Source organism: Staphylococcus durrellii (assembly GCF_015594545.1).
GTDB lineage: Bacteria > Bacillota > Bacilli > Staphylococcales > Staphylococcaceae > Staphylococcus > Staphylococcus durrellii.
This window is the reverse complement of the sequence record NZ_JADIIO010000001.1, coordinates 1131862-1150661: the sequence shown is the minus strand read 5'-3', so window position 1 is coordinate 1150661 and position 18800 is coordinate 1131862. Positions and strand designations below refer to the sequence as shown.

Below are 18800 nucleotides of genomic sequence, written 5' to 3'. Positions count from 1 at the left end.
AATTCCTCCTTATTGTTCGTCTAAATAACGACAAATATCTTTTGCAAAATAAGTGACGATTAGGTCAGCACCAGCACGTTTCATAGAAATCATTTGTTCCATTACGACTGCTTTTTCATCAATCCAACCATTTAGAGCAGCAGCTTTTGTCATACTATACTCACCACTTACGTTGTAGGCAACAACTGGTACATTTGTAGTGTTACGTACATCACGAATAATATCTAAAAAGCTTAACGCAGGTTTCACTATCATCATGTCAGCACCTTCAGCTAGATCACTATCTAGTTCTCTTAGGGCTTCCCGTCTGTTAGCTGGGTCCATTTGATAAGTTTTACGATCACCGAATTGTGGTGTAGATTCTGCAGCATCACGGAATGGTCCGAAAAAGCTTGAAGCATATTTAATACCATAACTCATAATCGGTACATTTTCATAACCAGCATCATCAAGACCGTGTCTAATCGCAGTAACAAAACCATCCATCATATTGCTTGGTGCAATAATGTCAGCACCAGCTTCTACTTGTGAAATTGCTGTTTTGACAAGTAAAGGAAGTGATTGATCGTTATCAACATCGTGTGTATGTTCATTTATAACACCGCAATGACCGTGATCAGTATATTCACATAAACAAGTATCAGCAACAATTAATAAGTCGCTATAAAGTGCTTTAGCTTTTCTAGTAGCCTGCTGCACTATACCGTTATGGTCATATGCTCCTGTGCCTTCTGCATCTTTTTCGTCAGGGACACCGAAAAACATAATTGCTCTGACACCTAAGTCATAAGCTTCTTTAATTTCTTCATCTAAAATGTTCAAACTAAGTTGGTAAACGCCTGGCATTGATTTAATTTCTTCTTTAACGTTATCACGTTCAACGACGAATATCGGGTAAATTAAATCTTCTTTGTGTACATGTGTCTCACTAACTAAATTTCTTAATGTTTTTGATGTGCGTAATCTTCTATGTCTATCAAATTCCATTTTACTCCCTACTTTCTAATACTTTTTCTACTAATGCATCTAATGTCTGTATGTCTGCTATGGGCGCGTTGATATCAAACTGTTTAATGGTGTTAAATGTTTGTTGACCTATAACGTAACATTTAATTTGTTCTTTATTAACATTTGCTTCATTAAAAAAATACCTTATTGCAGAGGAACTCGCAAATGTTACGCCATCAATTTGGTTATCATTAACTAACTGTTGTAATTTATATATGTTTTCATTAAATGGCACTGGTTGATATAAATCAATTTTAACAACATTCGCCCCTCTATGACTTAGTTCATCTTGCAAATTAGGTCGTGCTTGGGCGCTTGAAGGTATTAAGATAGATTGGTTAGTTATATTTTGAAAATAATTTAGTAACCCTTCTTGTGAATAATCACTGGGACAATAATCTACTTTAATACCTAAGTAATTGCAATAAGCTTTTGTTTTTTCTCCAATTACTGCAATATTTTCAACATGTACATCCTTTAAATACATATAAAAATTAGCCACAGCATTTTTGGACGAAAAAATAAGCCAGTCAAAATGTGATTCAAGTAATGATTTATCAAAAGATAATGGTTCAATTTTAATCATTGGTAAATGAATAATCGTCACCTTATCATTTGTATAATTACTCGTTTGCGTCATCACAATAACTGGTTTCATTTTTTCACCTCAAACGGTTAGTTTTCTTCATTTAGTGCTTTAATAATTTCATATGCCCCTTGTTCATTAAGCACGTCACTTACTTTTTTACCTAAGGCGACAGGATCTTTACCATGCACTGTATGTTCATATCTTTCAGAGCCATCTGGACTCATGATTAACCCAGTAAATTCAATAGTGCCCTCATTATCAATAGTAGCATAACCACCGATAGGTACTTGGCAACTGCCATTCATCTCTTTTAAGAAGGTGCGTTCTGCTGCTACGCAATGAGCTACTTCTTCGTTATGAACTTGAGATAATAAATCTAGCAATTCAGTATCATCTGCACGACATTCGATACCTAAAGCGCCCTGACCAATCGCTGGAACTAAAGTATCTTTATCTAAATAAGTAGTTACAATATCGTCAGACCAACCCATACGTTTGAGCCCTGCAGCTGCCAAAATTATAGCGTCATAATCTTCATTGTATAATTTATTTAAGCGGGTATCTATGTTGCCTCTAATCCATTTTATCTCTAAATTAGGGTGTTTAGCCAAAATTTGAGCTCCACGTCTTAATGAACTCGTTCCAATAATGCTACCATCTGGCAAATCTTCTAAAGTAACATGATTTTTGGCAATATAAGCATCAAATGGAATTTCTCTATCAGGGATACAACCTAGCGTTAATCCATCTGGTATTACGCTAGGCACATCTTTTAATGAATGAATTGCCATATCTATGTCATGATTAAATAATTCTTGTTGAATCTCTTTAACAAATAATCCTTTGCCGCCAACTTTCGAAAGCTGTCTATCGACAATTTGATCGCCTTTTGTAACTATCTCTTTAATCTCAATTTCTAAGTCAGGATTTACCGATTTAAGTTTATCTATAAATTGCTGACTTTGTGTTAAAGCCAATTTACTTCTACGTGAACCGACGACTAATTTTCGCATTTTTTATTTGTTCCACCTTTTCTTTACAAACATGTAATCTTCAATGTATTTATTAGTGAAAACTTGAAATACTTGAACCGAATAATAGATTTATCATGCATAAACAGAATAAGATAATATTGAAATATATAAGTTTATGTTTTGTTTGGTATTGTTTAACTCTAAATAGTATATATACTGCATATAGTATGGCGATAATAAATGAAAAAATAACTTTTTTGTCAACTAAGGTAGTAATACCTATTGTATTCATTCCCCATTGAGCGCCTAAAATCAGACTTAAGATTAATAAAATAAAGCCTACTAAAGAACTATAAAAAACAATTTGTTCTAATGTAGCGACACTACCTAATCTAAAATATTTTTGAGTAAATCGCTTTTGTTTCAAATTATTATACTGTATTAAATATAATATACAATTCACGAAAGCTAAAGTGAAGAGCGCATAACTCATTGTTGCAAAACTAATATGAACAATCAGTAGTTCATTAATAACTGTTACCTGTTGACCTTTTTCAAAATAATTCATAGGTTGGAAAGTGTTTAATGCAATTAACACAAAGCCGACCAAATTCAACAAAAATATAGAAAAATCGATAGGTTTAATCACACTAATGACTATTGAAATCGAAATAATCAACCAAGTTATTATAAATAAGATATCAAAAATATTACTTAGCGGCACAGACCTTGTTTGATTTATAAATAAAGACAAAGAGATTGTTTGTAACACCCAAACAATCCCTAAAGAAATAAACCCTAAACGTCTTATCTTAAAATTTTTCCTGAAAAAATCATAAAAATAACAAGAAATACTAACAAAATAAATAAATAAAATAATTTCATGGAATCTTATAAATAGACCATCTTGCATAGCATCACCATTTAACGGGCTTATTCAAAACTTAAAATGCGACTTAATTTATCCTCAGTTTTAGTTTTTTTACTTTTTTCTGGATATGAATGTTCAGCCTCAATGTCAAAAATATTTTGAAATAGCTCTAATTTTTCGTTACTTCTTTTATCATTACTTAACTCTTTCGCTTGTTTAATTGGATCTTTTAACATTTGATTAATTATGCTTTTCGTATGCTTGGACACGATTTTTCGCTCATGTTCAGTTAAATTTGGTAGTTTTCTATCAATACTATCCATAGTATCTGATTGAATCGTCATTGCTTTTTCTCTTAAAGCTCTAATGACTGGTACAACTCCTAACATATTAACCCATTCATTGTGACTAGCAATTTCATTTGGAATATTTTGTGCAATTGAATCTGCAGCCATTTGTCTTTCTTTTAAGTTTGCATCTACTAAACCTTTTAAATCATCTACATCATAACTAAATACATCTGTAAAATGACCGACCTCAGGATCAATGTCTCTAGGAACTGCAATATCAATCAATACGAGTGAGTCAACCTTTCTGTGTCCAGTTATGCGAGTCATCATATCGTTAGTAATCATATACTCTTCGGAACTCGTTGAACTAATCACAATATCTGCTTGTGTTAATAATTCTGGTAATTGCTCGACCATAGCATAATTTACATCATGCTTATTTGCTAGTAATTCGGCATTTTTAGTCGTTCTATTAACAATAGTAATATCATTAACATTAGAACCTAATAAATTTAACAGTGACAGTTCGCTCATCTCTCCTGCACCTACAACAACAGCCTTTTTATTAACTAATTTACCAAATACTTTTTTAGCGAGTTCTACAGCAGCGTAAGATACACTAACTGCGTTATCTGCTATATCAGTTTCATTATGTGATTTTTTAGCAAAAGTTATTGCTTGTTTAAATAAATGATTAAATATAGTACCTGTTGTTGCTTCCTGTTGGGCAATAAAGAACGCGTTTCTAACTTGACCAAGAATTTGTGTTTCTCCTAAAACGATAGAGTCTAAACCTGAAGCCACACGCATTAAATGATTAACTGCGTCGTCCCCAATGTGTACTTCAGTCATTTCTTTGATTTCTTCGACATCAAAACCAAATGAACGCGCTAAAAATCTTTGAATATAATAGCGACCAGTGTGTATTTGATCTACAATTGCGTATACTTCTGTACGGTTACATGTGGATACTATTACATTTTCTAAAATAGACTTCGTCTCAAATAAGTCAACATTAGCTACGTGTATGGCATTGTCTTTGAAAGCAACTTTTTCTCTTAATGCTACATCTGCTGTGCGATGATTTATACTAATCGCAATAAAATGCATTTATAACGCCCTCCATACATATTACAATAATTAAATTATAACATAACTGTTTCATGAGTTAAGCAAGTTGCCCATGTAAATTAGAAGAATTATTATTAAATTCAAATATTTGTCAAAATTAAGCATTTTATTCTTATGATTTCGAATAATAATTATTAATTAATAATTATTATAGATAATTTTCTATAGTTTGCCAAATTAATTTTTGCTTATTATTTTTTACTGAAGAATAACTAATTATGTTGTCAGAAGGCTCCATTTGTAATTTTTGTTGGATATTATCAAGGTGTTTTTGAACCTTACCTTTAGCAATTTTGTCTTCTTTTGTTGCAATAACTAGTGTTGGCAATTCATAATACTTTAAAAAATCGTACATTAATATATCGTCTTCTGTGGGATTGTGTCTTAAATCTACAAGTTGTATGACGAGCTTAAGAGAAGATCTTTGCGTAATGTATTGTTCAATCATTTTGCCAAATGCTGCACGTTGTTTTTTACTCACTTTAGCATAACCATAGCCAGGTACATCAACGAACACAAGTTGATTATCAATATTATAAAAATTTAACGTTTGTGTTTTACCAGGTTGTTGAGACGTACGTGCCATATTTTTTCTACCTATCATACTGTTGATAAATGAAGATTTACCTACATTAGAACGCCCACTCAAGGCTACTTCACTTAAACCTGTTTCAGGGTATTGTGATTGGTTAACTGCACTTATTATTATTTCAATTTCATTAGGATTAATATTCATTATTGACCCACTTTCTACTTGTTTAACTCATTCATTATAGTATACAATGCTTTATTTTGCGATGCGTTTAAGTAAATTTAAATATTTATGTAAAAAAAAGCTGAGACAATATCATGTCTCAGCTTGCTAATCTATATAATTACGCAGAAGTTTGTTCATTGTTAACTAAATTGCCATCTTTATCATACAATTCAGGGTTTTTCTCTTCATTAATAGTGTCTTCAGTAATTACTACTTTGACAACACCGTCAGAAGATGGCACGTCGTACATGATATCAATTAGTGCTTCTTCAATAATTGAACGTAAACCACGTGCACCCGTTTTTCTTTCGATTGCTTTATCACTAATCGCTGCTAATGCACCTTCAGTAAACTCTAATTCGACATCGTCTAGTTCTAGCATTTTAACATATTGCTTAACCAACGCATTTTTTGGTTGTGTTAAAATATTTTTTAATGCTTCAACGTCTAATGTTTCTAAGTTAGCTACGATAGGTACACGACCAATAAATTCAGGAATTAAACCATATGATTGTAAATCTTCAGGTCTAATTTGCTCTAAAATAGCATCTTCATCATATTTAGAAGCTTCACTACTAGAGAAACCAATTACTTTTTCACCAAGTCTTCTCTTGATAACCTCATCAATACCGTCAAAGGCACCACCTAAAACGAATAAAATGTTTGAAGTATCAATTTGAATTAATTCTTGGTTCGGATGTTTACGTCCACCTTGAGGAGGTACGCTTGCAGTAGTTCCTTCTAATATTTTAAGCAATGCTTGTTGAACACCTTCACCAGAAACATCTCTAGTAATAGAAGTATTCTCTGATTTACGTGCAATCTTATCGATTTCATCGACATAAATAATACCTTTTTCAGCTTTATCTATATCGAAATCAGCTGCTTGAATTAAACGTAATAAGATGTTTTCTACATCGTCACCTACATAACCAGCTTCGGTCAAGCTAGTTGCGTCTGCAATAGCAAATGGCACATTTAATGTTTTGGCTAATGTTTGTGCTAATAATGTTTTACCACTACCGGTTGGACCGATCAGCGCTATATTACTTTTTTGTAATTCAACTTCATCTTCATTAGGTCCCAATTGTTGAATACGTTTGTAATGATTATATACAGCCACAGCTAAAGATTTTTTAGCTTTTTCTTGTCCAATAACATAATCGTTTAATTGATCCATAATTTCTCTTGGTGTAGGTAACTCTGTTAAACCTTCTGGTTCAGCCTGAGCTAATTCTTCTTCGACAATTTCTGAACATAATTCTATACACTCGTTACATATATATACGCCACTACCAGCGACTAATTTCTTTACTTGATCTTGATCTTTACCACAGAAAGAACATTTTAAATTTTCTTCATCTTCATTGAACTTGAACATTCTATTTACACCCCTATTCCATAAAGACTATACTAGATAGCATTTTAATATGCAAATAGTTCATTTTACAAAATATTTGCATAAAAATAGTGAAGCAGATACATCAATGATTAATGCATCTGCCACTCAATATTTTTATATTATACAGCTTTACATTCGAAACCAAAAACAATTTGCTCAGATATTAACCTTATGCTTCTTCGTCTTCTTTAGCAGGTTCTACTAATTTTGCTTCGTCAACAAGTAAGTCGATAACTTTTTGGATACGTACATCATTTTTAACAATGTCAGTGCTTCCTAAAGTTTGTTTAATATCTTCAACTGAGATATTAAATTGACCACTCATTTTTTCTAATTCTTTATCGATATCTTCATCAGAAACTTCAACGTTTTCTGCATCAGCGATAGCAGTTAATGTTAAATTTGTTTTAACACGTTCTTCTGCGTCGTCTTTCATTTGTTCTCTCAATTGAGATTCATCTTGACCAGAAATTTGGTAGTAAGTTTCTAAATTTAAACCTTGTTGTTGCATACGTTGACCAAATTCTTGAACCATACGGTCTAATTCAGTGTTAACCATTGCTTCTGGAATATCGATATTAGCATTGTTAGCAGCTTTGTTGATTGCTTCTTCTTTTTGAGCATTTTCTGCATCAGTTTCTTTTTGTTCAGCTAAACGTTTACGTGTATTCTCTTTAAACTCATCAACTGAGTTTGCTTCTGAATCTAATTCGTTAGCAATTTCGTCAGTTAATTCAGGTACTTCTTTAGCTTTAATTTCGTTTACTTTAGTTTTGAATGTAGCTTCTTTACCAGCTAATTCTTCTGCATGATACTCTTCTGGGAAAGTAACTGTTACGTCTTTCTCCTCCCCAGTCTTGACACCAATTAATTGTTCTTCGAATCCAGGGATAAACGTACCTGAACCAATTTCTAAGTCGTAACCATCAGCTTGGCCACCTTCGAATTGTTCTCCATCAACATAACCATCGAAGTCAATGTTTACTGAATCGCCATCTTCAACAGCACCGTCTTCTTTAACAACCATTTCAGCTAAATGACCTAATTGATGATCGATAGATTCTTGAACTTCTTCATCAGTTAATTCAGCATTTTGTTTTTCGATTTCAAGACCTTTATAGTCTCCTAATTGAACTTCAGGTTCAACTACAACTGTAGCATCAAATTTAAAATCTTTACCTTTTTCAATTTGTTGAACATCGATTTCAGGTTGATCCACTGGTTTAATACCAGTTTCATCTATAGCTTCACCATATGCCTCTGGCAATAAAATATCAGCCGCATCTTGATAAAGTGCTTCTACACCAAAACGTTGTTCGAATATTTGACGTGGTACTTTACCTTTACGGAAACCAGGCACATTAATTTGTTTTACTACTTTTTTGAATGCTTGATCTAATGCTTTGTCTAATTTTTCTGCTGGAACTGTAACGGATAATATTCCTTCGTTACCTTCCTTTTTTTCCCAAGTTGCTGTCATGTATAAAAACCTCCATGATTATCCTATTTTAATTTTTCAACTTCATTAGTATACCATACGACAAGTGGGTACACAAACCCAGATGTTTTATAGGTGAAATAAATGATTACTTATTCATACTATGTTTATTTGTATACCCACATTATAATTTAATAATTATGTTAAATTATCCATTTTTAAAATTAAGTTTTTAATTTCATTATGTTCCTGTCCTTGTGCAATCCCTAGCATCGATTTGAAATAATGTTCATAAGTCATGACCCATTCCTCAGAAGAAGCTATGTCATGAATATCGAGCGGATATAATAGTATCGCGTGATTATTCATAACATGTGCTGCTTCATTTATTAACTGTGTTGCATCTTCTTCCATTAATTGAATCACATTTGGAATAATTTGTTGTTTAAGTTGTGTATGTTCTAGACCAACTAAATTACTTGGTATCACGTTAATATCGTAACCAAATTTAGAAATTTGAATATTAGAGTCGTACTGTGCAAACCTTAAATACTCTAACATGATGCTAACAACATTCGGTTGCAAGTTTAAATTATTTATTAAATTAACGACAGATTCTTTATAATTATATTGGTTATTATCAATTAAACTTAAAATCGTATTAATTTGTTCTCTTAATGATAATTCATCAAATTGCTGTAATTTTTCGCCCGCTACTTTATTATATTGTTCTAGCTGGCTAAGTGCGTATTCTTTTATAGGATAAAGTTCCATTCTTGTTTGATGGTTTTGAACTTCATCTATAATTTGATTAATCACTTCTACAACTTCTATATATTGCTTTAAATTATTTAAGCTTTTTACATAAAACAATACTAATTCATCATAATTGTTAAAACCTTGCTTCAATAAGATGATAGTTTCTTCTCTTAATTCTAAATAATAACCTAACTCATGTAATGTCGCGCATTTCAATAATGACAAAGTTTCATCCATTTCGAATTGTTGTTCAAAAATATCGAAAAGCTCGTATACTTCATCTAAATAGTTTTTATTAAATGCAATTTTGATGTCCCTTATTAACTTGTCACGTGAACGCGGAAAAGGAATGATGTCTGACATATGGCTATTCACCTCTATTGTATAGCTTCTAAAATTAAAGAGCTCCATGTTTCAAAATCATCGTAATTATCAATACTTCCTTGTTCAATCCATTTAATTTTTAAAGTATCTGTCTCTTGTACTTCAATATCATGTGAACTTACTTTTATTTTAAATACGACACCTAAGTGAACTTCTCCAACTTCATTCGTATCATCATTAATAAAACCTATGTATTGTAAATTTTGCGATTTATCTGTGGGTAACCCGACTTCTTCTTCAAGTTCACGTTGCGCATTAGTACGTAATACTTCATTAATCGTATCAGCACCAACAACATCATTCATATGACCACCGACTCCAATTGATGATTGACCGTGCAGTCGATTTTCTCCTCCACCAGAAAGTCTCTCATAAACTAATATTTGCCCGTCTTCATTTTCTAATAAGCAATAAGAGATTAATTGCTTATAACTTGGATCTTCTTCCATATCACCTCTGCGTTTAACCTCATAGTTAGTAAGTACGTTAAAGATATCTTGTCCTTTTGTACTATCATTAGATAAAAATCCATTAAATTGATTCTGCTCTTCATCAAATAATATATTGCGAGGTACTACTATAATGCGTTCGTCGAATTTAGACATATGTATCTCCTTCATGTTTGACTTCGTAGTTATTTTATCAAATCTAGCATATAACTTAAAATAAAAAAGAGATGTAGCAATCGCCACATCTCTTTTTTATTAATTATTTTAAAGCGTCTTTAGCTTTTGTTACTAACTCACCGAATGCTTTGTCGTCTGAAATAGCAATTTCAGATAACATTTTACGGTTAATATCGATTTCAGCTTTTTTCAAGCCGTTCATCAATCTTGAATAGCTGATGTCATGTTGACGTGCAGCTGCATTGATACGTGTAATCCATAATTTACGGAAGTCACGTTTTCTTTGACGACGGTCACGGAAAGCGTATTGACCTGATTTCATAACTTGTTGTTTTGCTACTTTATATAATGTACGTTTCGCACCAAAGTAACCTTTTGCTAATTTGATCGTCTTTTTACGACGAGCTCTTGTTACTGTTCCACCTTTTACTCGTGGCATAATAAATTCCTCCTCAAAATATGTTAATGCTATATAATGTGTATGCTAACTTTATGCTAGATAATTATTTTTTGTAAGCTAATAATTGTTTTACGCGTTTTAAGTCAGATTTATGAACTAACTTAGCTTTACGTAATTGACGTTTTTGTTTAGTGTTTTTATTTGCAAATAAGTGAGATGTGAAAGCTCTTGAACGTTTTAATTGTCCTGAACCAGTTCTTTTAACACGTTTAGCTGCTCCACGGTGTGTTTTCATTTTAGGCATGATAAATTTCCTCCTGTGATTTGAATATTATTTTTCAGCTGTAGGGCTTAGCATAATGAACATTTGACGACCTTCCATTTTAGGTTTTTGTTCAACTGAAGCGATATCTTTACATTCTTCAGCGAATTTTTCTAAAACTCTTTGTCCAATTTCTTTATGTGTAATTGCTCTACCTCTAAAACGAATAGAAACTTTACATTTGTCCCCTTTTGATAAGAACTTACGACCATTTTTAAGTTTTGTTTGGAAGTCATGTTCTTCAATCGTTGGACTTAAACGTATTTCTTTTAAGCTTATAGTTTTTTGTTTCTTCTTCATTTCTTTTTCTTTTTTCTGTTGTTCGAATTTGTATTTACCGTAATCCATAATTCTACCAACAGGTGGTTTAGCGTTTGGCGCAACGACTACAACGTCCAAACCTACACGGTCGGCCATTTCTAATGCTTCACTTTTTGATTTAACACCAATTTGTTCACCATCTTGACCGATTAATCTTAATTCTTTTGCACGAATCTTATCGTTTACTTGAGTTTGATCTTTAGCTATGGTTGACACCTCCATGAAATTTACGAAATTATGCCAAGTAAAAAAAACAGAGCGCGTATAAATTATACCCGCTCTGCTCTACACATGTTATTACATGTATTATTGGACCTGCCAACTGCCTTTGCGTCGCTACAGGTGAGAAGCGGGAGCTTCTACTTGGTTCGTTTCGTATTCAACGTTATTAATCATAGCAACGATTAAGACATAAGTCAATAGCTTTTTATTTATTTATTTATGAGTTTTAATTTCTTCCATATCAACGTCTTGTCTAAGATTAACTTTTTCTAAAGGTATTATCTTAGTTTTATAACGTAATTTATGATAAATGAAAAACGCTAAAAATACTGGAATTCCCATATATGTGACAACAAATCGATTTAGATTAAAATGTCCTGTTTGAATAAAGTCTACGTCCTGCCCAATTATTACGATCACACATAAAATACCTGCAAATATTGGACCAAACGGGAATAATTTAGCTTTATATTTTAATATGGATTTATCATAATGTTGTTTATCAAAAGCTTTTCTAAAACGATAGTGACTAATTGCGATACCAACCCAAGCTATAAATCCAGTCATACCACTAGCGGCTACGATGTATTCATATGCATCTCCACTAATGTGTTGTAAGACAAATATTGCTATTACAATGACTGCAGTCACTAACAGCGAAACATAGGGCACACCACTTTTATTAGTTTTTGCAAAAACTGGAAATGCTAATTTATCTTTACTCATAGAATATAACATACGCGTAGAAGCATACATACCTGAGTTACCTGCCGATAATACAGATGTTAGTATAACTGCATTCATAAATGATGCTGCGAATGCTAAGCCAGCATTTTTAAATACTAAAGTGAATGGTGAAGTTGCAACATCGTCTCCTCCGCCCATTAATGCTGAACTATTATAAGGTATTAGCATACCAATTACGAAAATTGCTAGAATATAAAATAGTAAAATACGCCAGAAAACCTGTTTTATAGCTTTTGGCACTGCTCGTTCAGGGTTTTCAGATTCACCAGCAGTGATACCAATTAATTCTGTACCTTGGAACGAGAATCCTGCCACTAAGAACACACCTAATATAGTTAGCAAGCTGCCGCCTAAACCATTTCCTAGTATTGGCCCTTGAGCTTGGGTAAATGTTTCAAATCCAACAAATTTACCACCCATAATCCCTACTATTGTTAATAATCCAATAATGATAAAAATGATTACTGTAACCACTTTTATTAAAGCAAACCAATATTCACTTTCACCATAAACACGTACAGACAATGCATTCAAACCAAAGATAATTATTAAGAATAAACTGCTCCATCCCCATGCAGGTAGAGCATGCAATGGTGTCCAATACTCAATAACTTGCGCAGCTATTGTTACGTCAGCTGCAACAGTGATTACCCAGTTGAACCAATAATTCCAACCTAAAGCAAATCCTAAAGAAGGATCGACGAATCTTGTAGCATAAGTACTAAATGAGCCTGATACTGGAAGATATGTAGCCATTTCTCCTAGAGAAGTCATTAAGAAAAACACCATTGCTCCGATTATTGCGTAGGCAAGTAACGCTCCCAAAGCACCTGCATCATGTATCGCTCCACCAGATGTCATAAACAAGCCAGTACCGATACATCCCCCAATTGCAATCATTGAAATATGGCGATCTTTCAGTCCTCTTTTAACTCCGCCATCATGTTGATTACCATTTTTTTCCATAGTAGCTTCCTTTCTGTATTGCTTAGAGGTTTACTTTGTAACAGAAATAAATTAAAAATTTCCTAAAGTAAATGTCAACCTATGTAGTTATACTATTAAAAATAAAAAATGGTTGCATACCTTTCGATATGCAACCGTTGTGTTATCAATCAAAATAGGTAGCACATCACATATGTGACAGTCCAGCGCCTTATCGGTGACTGACCCAACACATAATAATAATGGTTATTTTGTGTTTCGGCATTTTTACCTTTTGCTGTTTCAATCTAGGCTCCATTAAGCCATTGAAAAGTTACTCATTAAAAATGCAACCTCTAACTCAAAGTATATTAAATTTTAATTTTTATTATTTCACTAATCATCAATATACATGAATAATTGATTTGTTTCAATACTATCTTTATTTTTTCAAGCGTATCTGATCTACTAAATTCCAGATAAAGTCATCTTTTTCAACAGTTTCTTGATCTTGTGAACCATATTTACGTACATTGACTTCATTGTTTTCCATTTCTTTATCACCAACTACAAGTTGATATGGAATTTTTTGCATCTGAGCTTCACGAATTTTATAACCCATTTTTTCATTACGATCATCAATTTCGACTCTTATACCTTGAGATTTTAACTCATCTTGTAAATTACGTGCATAATCATAGTGTAAATCAACGTTTACTGGAATAATTTCAACCTGCATAGGCGCTAACCATGTTGGGAAAGCACCTTTAGTTTCTTCAGTTAAGAAGGCAACAAATCTTTCCATAGTTGATACGACACCTCTATGGATCACTACTGGGCGGTGTTGTTCTCCATCGTTACCAATATAAGTTAAGTCAAATTTTTGAGGTAGTAAAAAGTCTAATTGAGTTGTACTAAGCGTTTCTTCTTTACCCATAGCAGTTTGTACTTGTACATCTAGTTTTGGACCATAGAATGCTGCTTCACCAATTGCTTCCGTATATTCTAACCCTAATTCGTCCACCGCTTCTTTTAACATGCTTTCAGCTTTTACCCACATGTCGTCATCATCATAATATTTTTCTTTATCTTCAGGATCTCTATAACTTAATCTGAAGTTATAATTTTCGAAACCGAAATCTTCATACACATCGATGATAAGATTAACAACGCGTTTAAATTCTTCTTTAATTTGATCAGGTCGAACGAAGATATGCGCATCATTTAAAGTCATTCCACGTACACGTTGCAGCCCTGAAACTGCACCGCTTGCTTCATAGCGATGCATTGTGCCTAATTCAGCAATACGAATTGGTAGTTCACGATATGAATGCGGTTTATTCGCATATATCATCATATGATGAGGGCAATTCATTGGTCGTAATACCATTTCTTCTTGTTCATCAAGTTTCATTGTAGGGAACATATCTTCATTGTAATGATCCCAGTGGCCTGATTTTTTGTATAAGTCAGTATTTGCCATTACTGGTGTGTATACGTGGTCATAACCCATACTAATCTCTTTATCTACTATATAACGTTCAATTTCACGACGAATTGTCGCGCCATTCGGCAACCATAGTGGTAAACCAGCACCGACCAGCTGATTGTTAGCAAATAATTCTAAATCTTTACCAATACGTCTATGGTCACGTTCTTTACGTTCTTCTAACATTTTTAAATGGGCTTTTAAGTCTTTTTTATCGAAGAAGGCAGTACCATAAATTCGTTGTAACATTTTATTGTTACTATCTCCTCGCCAGTATGCACCAGCAGTAGACAATAATTTGAATTCTTTAATTTTAGATGTAGTCGGCACATGTACACCGCGACATAAATCAGTGAACTCACCTTGTGAATATAATGTAACATTTTCATCAGCAGGAATTGCTTCGATTAATTCTAATTTATAAGGGTCATCACTAAAGAATGCTTTTGCTTCATCTCGGGATACCACTTTACGTACTATTTTGTGATTTTCCTCAACGATTTGTTTCATAGTTTTTTCTATTTTTTCGAAATCATCAGATGAAACGGATTCGTCCATATCAAAGTCATAATAAAATCCACCTTCAATTACAGGACCTACGCCAAATTTCACATCTCCATATAAACGTTTTAAAGCTTGAGCCATTAGATGAGCTGTAGAATGTCTTAACACTTCTAATGCTTCTTCACTACCTGGCGTTACGATTTCGATACTTCCGTCTGATTCAAGTGGTCTAGTTAAATCTACTAATTTGTCATTGAATTTTCCAGCAACTGCTTTTTTTCGTAATCCAGGACTTATAGATTGCGCTATGTCTTCTGTAGTTGTGCCTATATCGAATTCCTTTGGATTACCATCTGGAAATTGAATTTTTATTTGTTCCATAGTTAAACCCTCCTATTAAATCTTGCTCTGAATAAAACGAAATAAAAAGACCCCGTCCCCAAAAAGGGACGAGGTCTTCGTGGTACCACCCTAATAAAATATTAAACGATATATTAATCGTCTAATATAAACTCTACTTAAGATAACGGTCTTGAGCCGAGTGTTCATTACAAACACTGTACTTGAGGGAGTAATAAAGTTAGTGTGATAGTCATATTCTCATCTAGTAATGACTTTCTGGATATCAGTGAATAATTTATCGTGTCCTCAATTTATTTCGCTTTAATTTAGATTTGATTTTATTATACAATATTTATTAAATTTTTCAAACATCGCGATAATTTTTACCTTCTAAATAGTAAGGTGTCGCTAATGTTTTGATACGTTCTAAAATTCTAGCTGCTTTCGTTTTTTCTGTGCCGTCACGCGTGACGGATAAATGATGTTCGAGTTCTTTAAAACTCAAATTTGAACTAAAGAATGTCGGCAACTCTTGGACCATTCTATAATGTAATATTGGACCAATAACTTCGTCTCTAACCCATGGCGTGATTTCTTCTGCACCTATATCATCTAACATTAATATATTCGCTTCACGTACAGTAGCAAGTTTAGATTCAAAACTACCGTCCTTAAATCCACTCTTAAGTGTACGAATAAATTCTGGTAAGTAAATAATGGTAGATGCGATTTTTTTAGTTTTTAGTTGATTCGCTATAGCACCCAATATGAACGATTTACCTGTACCGAATTGTCCGTATAGGTATAGCCCCTTAACACTTGTCTTATTGTTAGCTATTTCATTACATATTTCATCAGCTTTCATCGCAGCTTCTAATCTTTTGCCATCCATATGGATATCTTTTAATTTGGCGTTTAAAGTATCGCGTTGCATATGGTGAGATGTGATTAAATGAGCATTATATTTTTCTTCATCGTGCTTAATTTTACAAGGACATTGTAAATAGCGGATTCTAATATGATTATGCTCAATATAAAGTTCTGGTACATGCCCTTTGACAAAGTTCGGACAATCCTCAAAACGATGACCATCATAATGCTTTTGTTGATCTTTATATTCTTGTAACACATTTAAATCTTCGTCTATCATGGCGTTAGTTAGTTCAGACTGATGTTCTGTCAAAAATGCTTTGACATCTTTGTCACTAACTACTTCTTGTTTGATTTTTGCTATACGTTTAGTTAAGTCATTTGACTCTCCCATAATATTTTCAAAGCTTTTCATTAGTCATCATCCCCCCATCTTTCTTTTAAATGTTCTAAAAAAGCAGCACGTTCTTTTTCATGCTCTGTATCATCTATCATCGTTTGATTATTAGATTCCTTTTGAGATTGGTTAATACTGTCGTCTCTTTCTAGTAACCATTTAGGCGTCATTTCTTTTGATACTAAATTTGCTCGTGGTTGCTTATAGGTGCGTTGAGACTTTTGTTGTTGCTCTTCTTCATTCATTTTTTTAGCGAAAGGTTCTGCTTCTTGTGCAGTCTTTAAACCTTTACGTTTCCAATGTGATGCAATTTTTAATGTGTAATTTTTCGGTAATCGCATGTCTTCTTTTAGCATCACAAATTGTAATAATATATTAATTACACCAAATGATAATTGCTCCCTTTCTACTAACTCTTCTACTAATTTCTTTTCATCTAAGCTAATATCTGAGCCTTTCCAAGAGGTTAACATTTCGATAGGACTTACGCGATTTAACTGCTCCAATCGATCTTCTTCAGCACTGTTTTTATTATTATTGTCAAATTTAGGTGCACTATGCTGTTTTAGTTGTAATGAGGGTAAGTGTTGTTCGTGTTCCATTAGGTAATAAGTTCTTGCGTATTTGCGCATATCTTCAAATGACAGTTGCTGTGCACTTGTTATTGACTTTAAGATAACGCTTTTCATCGCTTCAGGTGTTAAACCATATAAAGTAGCTAGTTGCGTAATTAAAGCCTTAGCATCTGCATTAATAATTTCAGTACTAATAAAATGTGATTGTAATAAATCATATAAAGTTTCAAAATCAAAATCTACTTTAGCCAGATTCAATCCTTCATATGCTTTCTCACGTTTAATACTAGTAACATCATCATTTAATTTTTTATTAGGTACTTTGAAAACGTCAGTGTATTTACGCGTAATTTCTTGATAGTTTTCTACATTAAAACGATTATTTTGTTCAAAATAAGCTTTCAATTGATAATAACGTTCTTTATCCACCTCACTAAATAGAAATATTGAGAGCATTGGATCACTAAAAAATTGGTATGCCGATGGTGGCTGTATGAGTTTGTATACAAAAGATGAATCGTTACTATCATGACGCACATAACTTTTAACTAAACCTATTGCCTCTAATAAATCCATTTGTTTTCTAAATTCATTTAAATTTATTTTTAATTCACTCATTATCACATAATGTGTTGTTACTATTTCAGAATCTTGTATCACAAATTGATCTAAATAGTAATAAAGCCCCATAGCATTAGGACCTATTAAAGGAGTGAAAAGTCTATTTAATATATCTAGATGTTGTTCGTTTATGGAAAAATCGCGGATAACCTTAAAGTTATCTTGAGGTCTCAATCCAAAGTCAGAAGATTGCAAACCCATTATGAATCACTCCGTTTATTTTCTGATAAAATGCCTTGCATTGATTGTAATAGTTGATCCACATCTTTAAATTCTTTATAAACTGATGCAAATCGTACGTATGATACCTGATCTACATGCATTAATAAATTCATTACATACTCGCCAATTTCTCTAGAAGAGATTTCAGCACGCCCTTCGTCTCTAAGACGCCATTCGACTTTATTAGTGATTTCTTCTAATTGTTCATATCTAACTGGTCTCTTTTCACATGAACGAACTAAACCATTTAAAATCTTCTCACTTAAAAATTGTTCACGTGTACCATCCTTTTTCACTACGATAAGTGGTCTTTTCTCTATATGTTCAAATGTTGTAAATCTAGTATTACAAACTTCACATTCTCTACGACGGCGAATCGCGTTAACTTCATCAGCGTGGCGTGAATCTACGACACGTGAATGCGTTGAATTACATTTTGGACATTTCATTGTGCTATCACCCTCTTCAGTTGATTCGTATTAATTATACTATAAATATCTAGACGACAAAAGAATGTCGATAATGGTAACTGTATATCATTATGTTTTCTTTTCGAATAAAATTAGGCATAAATATTTCTACCTTTAGGATATATTCACTTATGAATTTATATTT

Annotated in this window: 18 protein-coding genes, 1 riboswitch and 1 other annotated feature; all 18 genes read right to left on the bottom strand. The window is 32.8% G+C overall.

The annotated features are described in order from the left end of the window. Positions 1 to 9: 9 nt before the first annotated feature. A complete protein-coding gene (hemB, locus tag ISP02_RS05565; protein ID WP_195720597.1) occupies positions 10 to 987 on the bottom strand; it encodes a porphobilinogen synthase in 978 nt (325 codons plus the stop codon). A gap of 1 nt (position 988) precedes the next feature. Next, entirely contained in the window at positions 989 to 1666 is a 678-nt protein-coding gene (locus tag ISP02_RS05560) for a uroporphyrinogen-III synthase (RefSeq protein WP_195720596.1), read from the bottom strand. Between the two features lie 17 nt (positions 1667 to 1683). Continuing rightward, positions 1684 to 2610, bottom strand: coding sequence for a hydroxymethylbilane synthase (gene hemC, locus ISP02_RS05555; RefSeq protein WP_195720595.1), 927 nt, complete (start codon positions 2608 to 2610; stop codon positions 1684 to 1686). A gap of 52 nt (positions 2611 to 2662) precedes the next feature. Then, positions 2663 to 3484: a cytochrome C assembly family protein gene (locus ISP02_RS05550; protein ID WP_195720594.1), complete on the bottom strand. Its 822-nt coding sequence runs from the start codon at positions 3482 to 3484 to the stop codon at positions 2663 to 2665. 20 nt (positions 3485 to 3504) lie between these two features. Next, a complete protein-coding gene (hemA, locus tag ISP02_RS05545; RefSeq protein WP_195720593.1) occupies positions 3505 to 4842 on the bottom strand; it encodes a glutamyl-tRNA reductase in 1338 nt (445 codons plus the stop codon). A 169-nt stretch (positions 4843 to 5011) separates the two neighbouring features. Further along, positions 5012 to 5599, bottom strand: a complete 588-nt coding sequence (gene yihA, locus ISP02_RS05540; RefSeq protein WP_195720592.1) for a ribosome biogenesis GTP-binding protein YihA/YsxC — start codon at positions 5597 to 5599, stop codon at positions 5012 to 5014. Positions 5600 to 5738: 139 nt separating this feature from the next. After that, positions 5739 to 7001 carry an ATP-dependent Clp protease ATP-binding subunit ClpX gene (gene clpX, locus ISP02_RS05535; RefSeq protein ID WP_195720591.1) on the bottom strand — a complete coding sequence of 421 codons (1263 nt, stop codon included), beginning with the start codon at positions 6999 to 7001 and terminating at the stop codon, positions 5739 to 5741. Between the two features lie 190 nt (positions 7002 to 7191). After that, the gene (gene tig / locus ISP02_RS05530) at positions 7192 to 8502 is read right to left on the bottom strand and encodes a trigger factor (protein WP_195720590.1); all 1311 of its coding nucleotides are present in this window, start codon (positions 8500 to 8502) and stop codon (positions 7192 to 7194) included. 156 nt (positions 8503 to 8658) lie between these two features. Next, positions 8659 to 9582, bottom strand: coding sequence for a hypothetical protein (locus ISP02_RS05525; RefSeq protein ID WP_195720589.1), 924 nt, complete (start codon positions 9580 to 9582; stop codon positions 8659 to 8661). 14 nt (positions 9583 to 9596) lie between these two features. After that, a complete protein-coding gene (locus ISP02_RS05520; RefSeq protein WP_195720588.1) occupies positions 9597 to 10208 on the bottom strand; it encodes an NUDIX domain-containing protein in 612 nt (203 codons plus the stop codon). Between the two features lie 103 nt (positions 10209 to 10311). After that, a complete protein-coding gene (rplT, locus tag ISP02_RS05515) occupies positions 10312 to 10668 on the bottom strand; it encodes a 50S ribosomal protein L20 (RefSeq protein WP_048793476.1) in 357 nt (118 codons plus the stop codon). 64 nt (positions 10669 to 10732) lie between these two features. After that, positions 10733 to 10933 carry a 50S ribosomal protein L35 gene (gene rpmI, locus ISP02_RS05510; RefSeq protein ID WP_061854471.1) on the bottom strand — a complete coding sequence of 67 codons (201 nt, stop codon included), beginning with the start codon at positions 10931 to 10933 and terminating at the stop codon, positions 10733 to 10735. Positions 10934 to 10960: 27 nt separating this feature from the next. Beyond that, positions 10961 to 11488, bottom strand: coding sequence for a translation initiation factor IF-3 (gene infC, locus ISP02_RS05505; protein ID WP_195721835.1), 528 nt, complete (start codon positions 11486 to 11488; stop codon positions 10961 to 10963). A 28-nt stretch (positions 11489 to 11516) separates the two neighbouring features. Then, positions 11517 to 11643 (bottom strand) — a sequence feature (ribosomal protein L20 leader region). Positions 11644 to 11707: 64 nt separating this feature from the next. Further along, a complete protein-coding gene (locus tag ISP02_RS05500; protein WP_195720587.1) occupies positions 11708 to 13207 on the bottom strand; it encodes an amino acid permease in 1500 nt (499 codons plus the stop codon). A 151-nt stretch (positions 13208 to 13358) separates the two neighbouring features. Further along, a riboswitch (Lysine riboswitch) is annotated at positions 13359 to 13532 on the bottom strand. A gap of 75 nt (positions 13533 to 13607) precedes the next feature. Beyond that, complete coding sequence (gene thrS, locus ISP02_RS05495; RefSeq protein ID WP_195720586.1) at positions 13608 to 15539, bottom strand: threonine--tRNA ligase; 1932 nt, start codon at positions 15537 to 15539, stop codon at positions 13608 to 13610. Between the two features lie 325 nt (positions 15540 to 15864). Beyond that, positions 15865 to 16785, bottom strand: coding sequence for a primosomal protein DnaI (gene dnaI / locus ISP02_RS05490; RefSeq protein ID WP_195720585.1), 921 nt, complete (start codon positions 16783 to 16785; stop codon positions 15865 to 15867). Further along, complete coding sequence (locus ISP02_RS05485) at positions 16785 to 18164, bottom strand: replication initiation and membrane attachment family protein (protein WP_195720584.1); 1380 nt, start codon at positions 18162 to 18164, stop codon at positions 16785 to 16787. The genes dnaI and ISP02_RS05485 overlap by 1 nt, the downstream gene beginning before the upstream one ends. Continuing rightward, positions 18164 to 18634 carry a transcriptional regulator NrdR gene (nrdR, locus tag ISP02_RS05480; RefSeq protein WP_195720583.1) on the bottom strand — a complete coding sequence of 157 codons (471 nt, stop codon included), beginning with the start codon at positions 18632 to 18634 and terminating at the stop codon, positions 18164 to 18166. The genes ISP02_RS05485 and nrdR overlap by 1 nt, the downstream gene beginning before the upstream one ends. Between the last annotated feature and the right edge of the window lie 166 nt (positions 18635 to 18800).

Coding starts and splice junctions, on each gene's coding strand:
- hemB (WP_195720597.1), bottom strand. CDS start 987: ATGGAATTTGATAGACATAGAAGATTACGCACATCAAAAACATTAAGA.
- ISP02_RS05560 (WP_195720596.1), bottom strand. CDS start 1,666: ATGAAACCAGTTATTGTGATGACGCAAACGAGTAATTATACAAATGAT.
- hemC (WP_195720595.1), bottom strand. CDS start 2,610: ATGCGAAAATTAGTCGTCGGTTCACGTAGAAGTAAATTGGCTTTAACA.
- ISP02_RS05550 (WP_195720594.1), bottom strand. CDS start 3,484: ATGCAAGATGGTCTATTTATAAGATTCCATGAAATTATTTTATTTATT.
- hemA (WP_195720593.1), bottom strand. CDS start 4,842: ATGCATTTTATTGCGATTAGTATAAATCATCGCACAGCAGATGTAGCA.
- yihA (WP_195720592.1), bottom strand. CDS start 5,599: ATGAATATTAATCCTAATGAAATTGAAATAATAATAAGTGCAGTTAAC.
- clpX (WP_195720591.1), bottom strand. CDS start 7,001: ATGTTCAAGTTCAATGAAGATGAAGAAAATTTAAAATGTTCTTTCTGT.
- tig (WP_195720590.1), bottom strand. CDS start 8,502: ATGACAGCAACTTGGGAAAAAAAGGAAGGTAACGAAGGAATATTATCC.
- ISP02_RS05525 (WP_195720589.1), bottom strand. CDS start 9,582: ATGTCAGACATCATTCCTTTTCCGCGTTCACGTGACAAGTTAATAAGG.
- ISP02_RS05520 (WP_195720588.1), bottom strand. CDS start 10,208: ATGTCTAAATTCGACGAACGCATTATAGTAGTACCTCGCAATATATTA.
- rplT (WP_048793476.1), bottom strand. CDS start 10,668: ATGCCACGAGTAAAAGGTGGAACAGTAACAAGAGCTCGTCGTAAAAAG.
- rpmI (WP_061854471.1), bottom strand. CDS start 10,933: ATGCCTAAAATGAAAACACACCGTGGAGCAGCTAAACGTGTTAAAAGA.
- ISP02_RS05500 (WP_195720587.1), bottom strand. CDS start 13,207: ATGGAAAAAAATGGTAATCAACATGATGGCGGAGTTAAAAGAGGACTG.
- thrS (WP_195720586.1), bottom strand. CDS start 15,539: ATGGAACAAATAAAAATTCAATTTCCAGATGGTAATCCAAAGGAATTC.
- dnaI (WP_195720585.1), bottom strand. CDS start 16,785: ATGAAAAGCTTTGAAAATATTATGGGAGAGTCAAATGACTTAACTAAA.
- ISP02_RS05485 (WP_195720584.1), bottom strand. CDS start 18,164: ATGGGTTTGCAATCTTCTGACTTTGGATTGAGACCTCAAGATAACTTT.
- nrdR (WP_195720583.1), bottom strand. CDS start 18,634: ATGAAATGTCCAAAATGTAATTCAACGCATTCACGTGTCGTAGATTCA.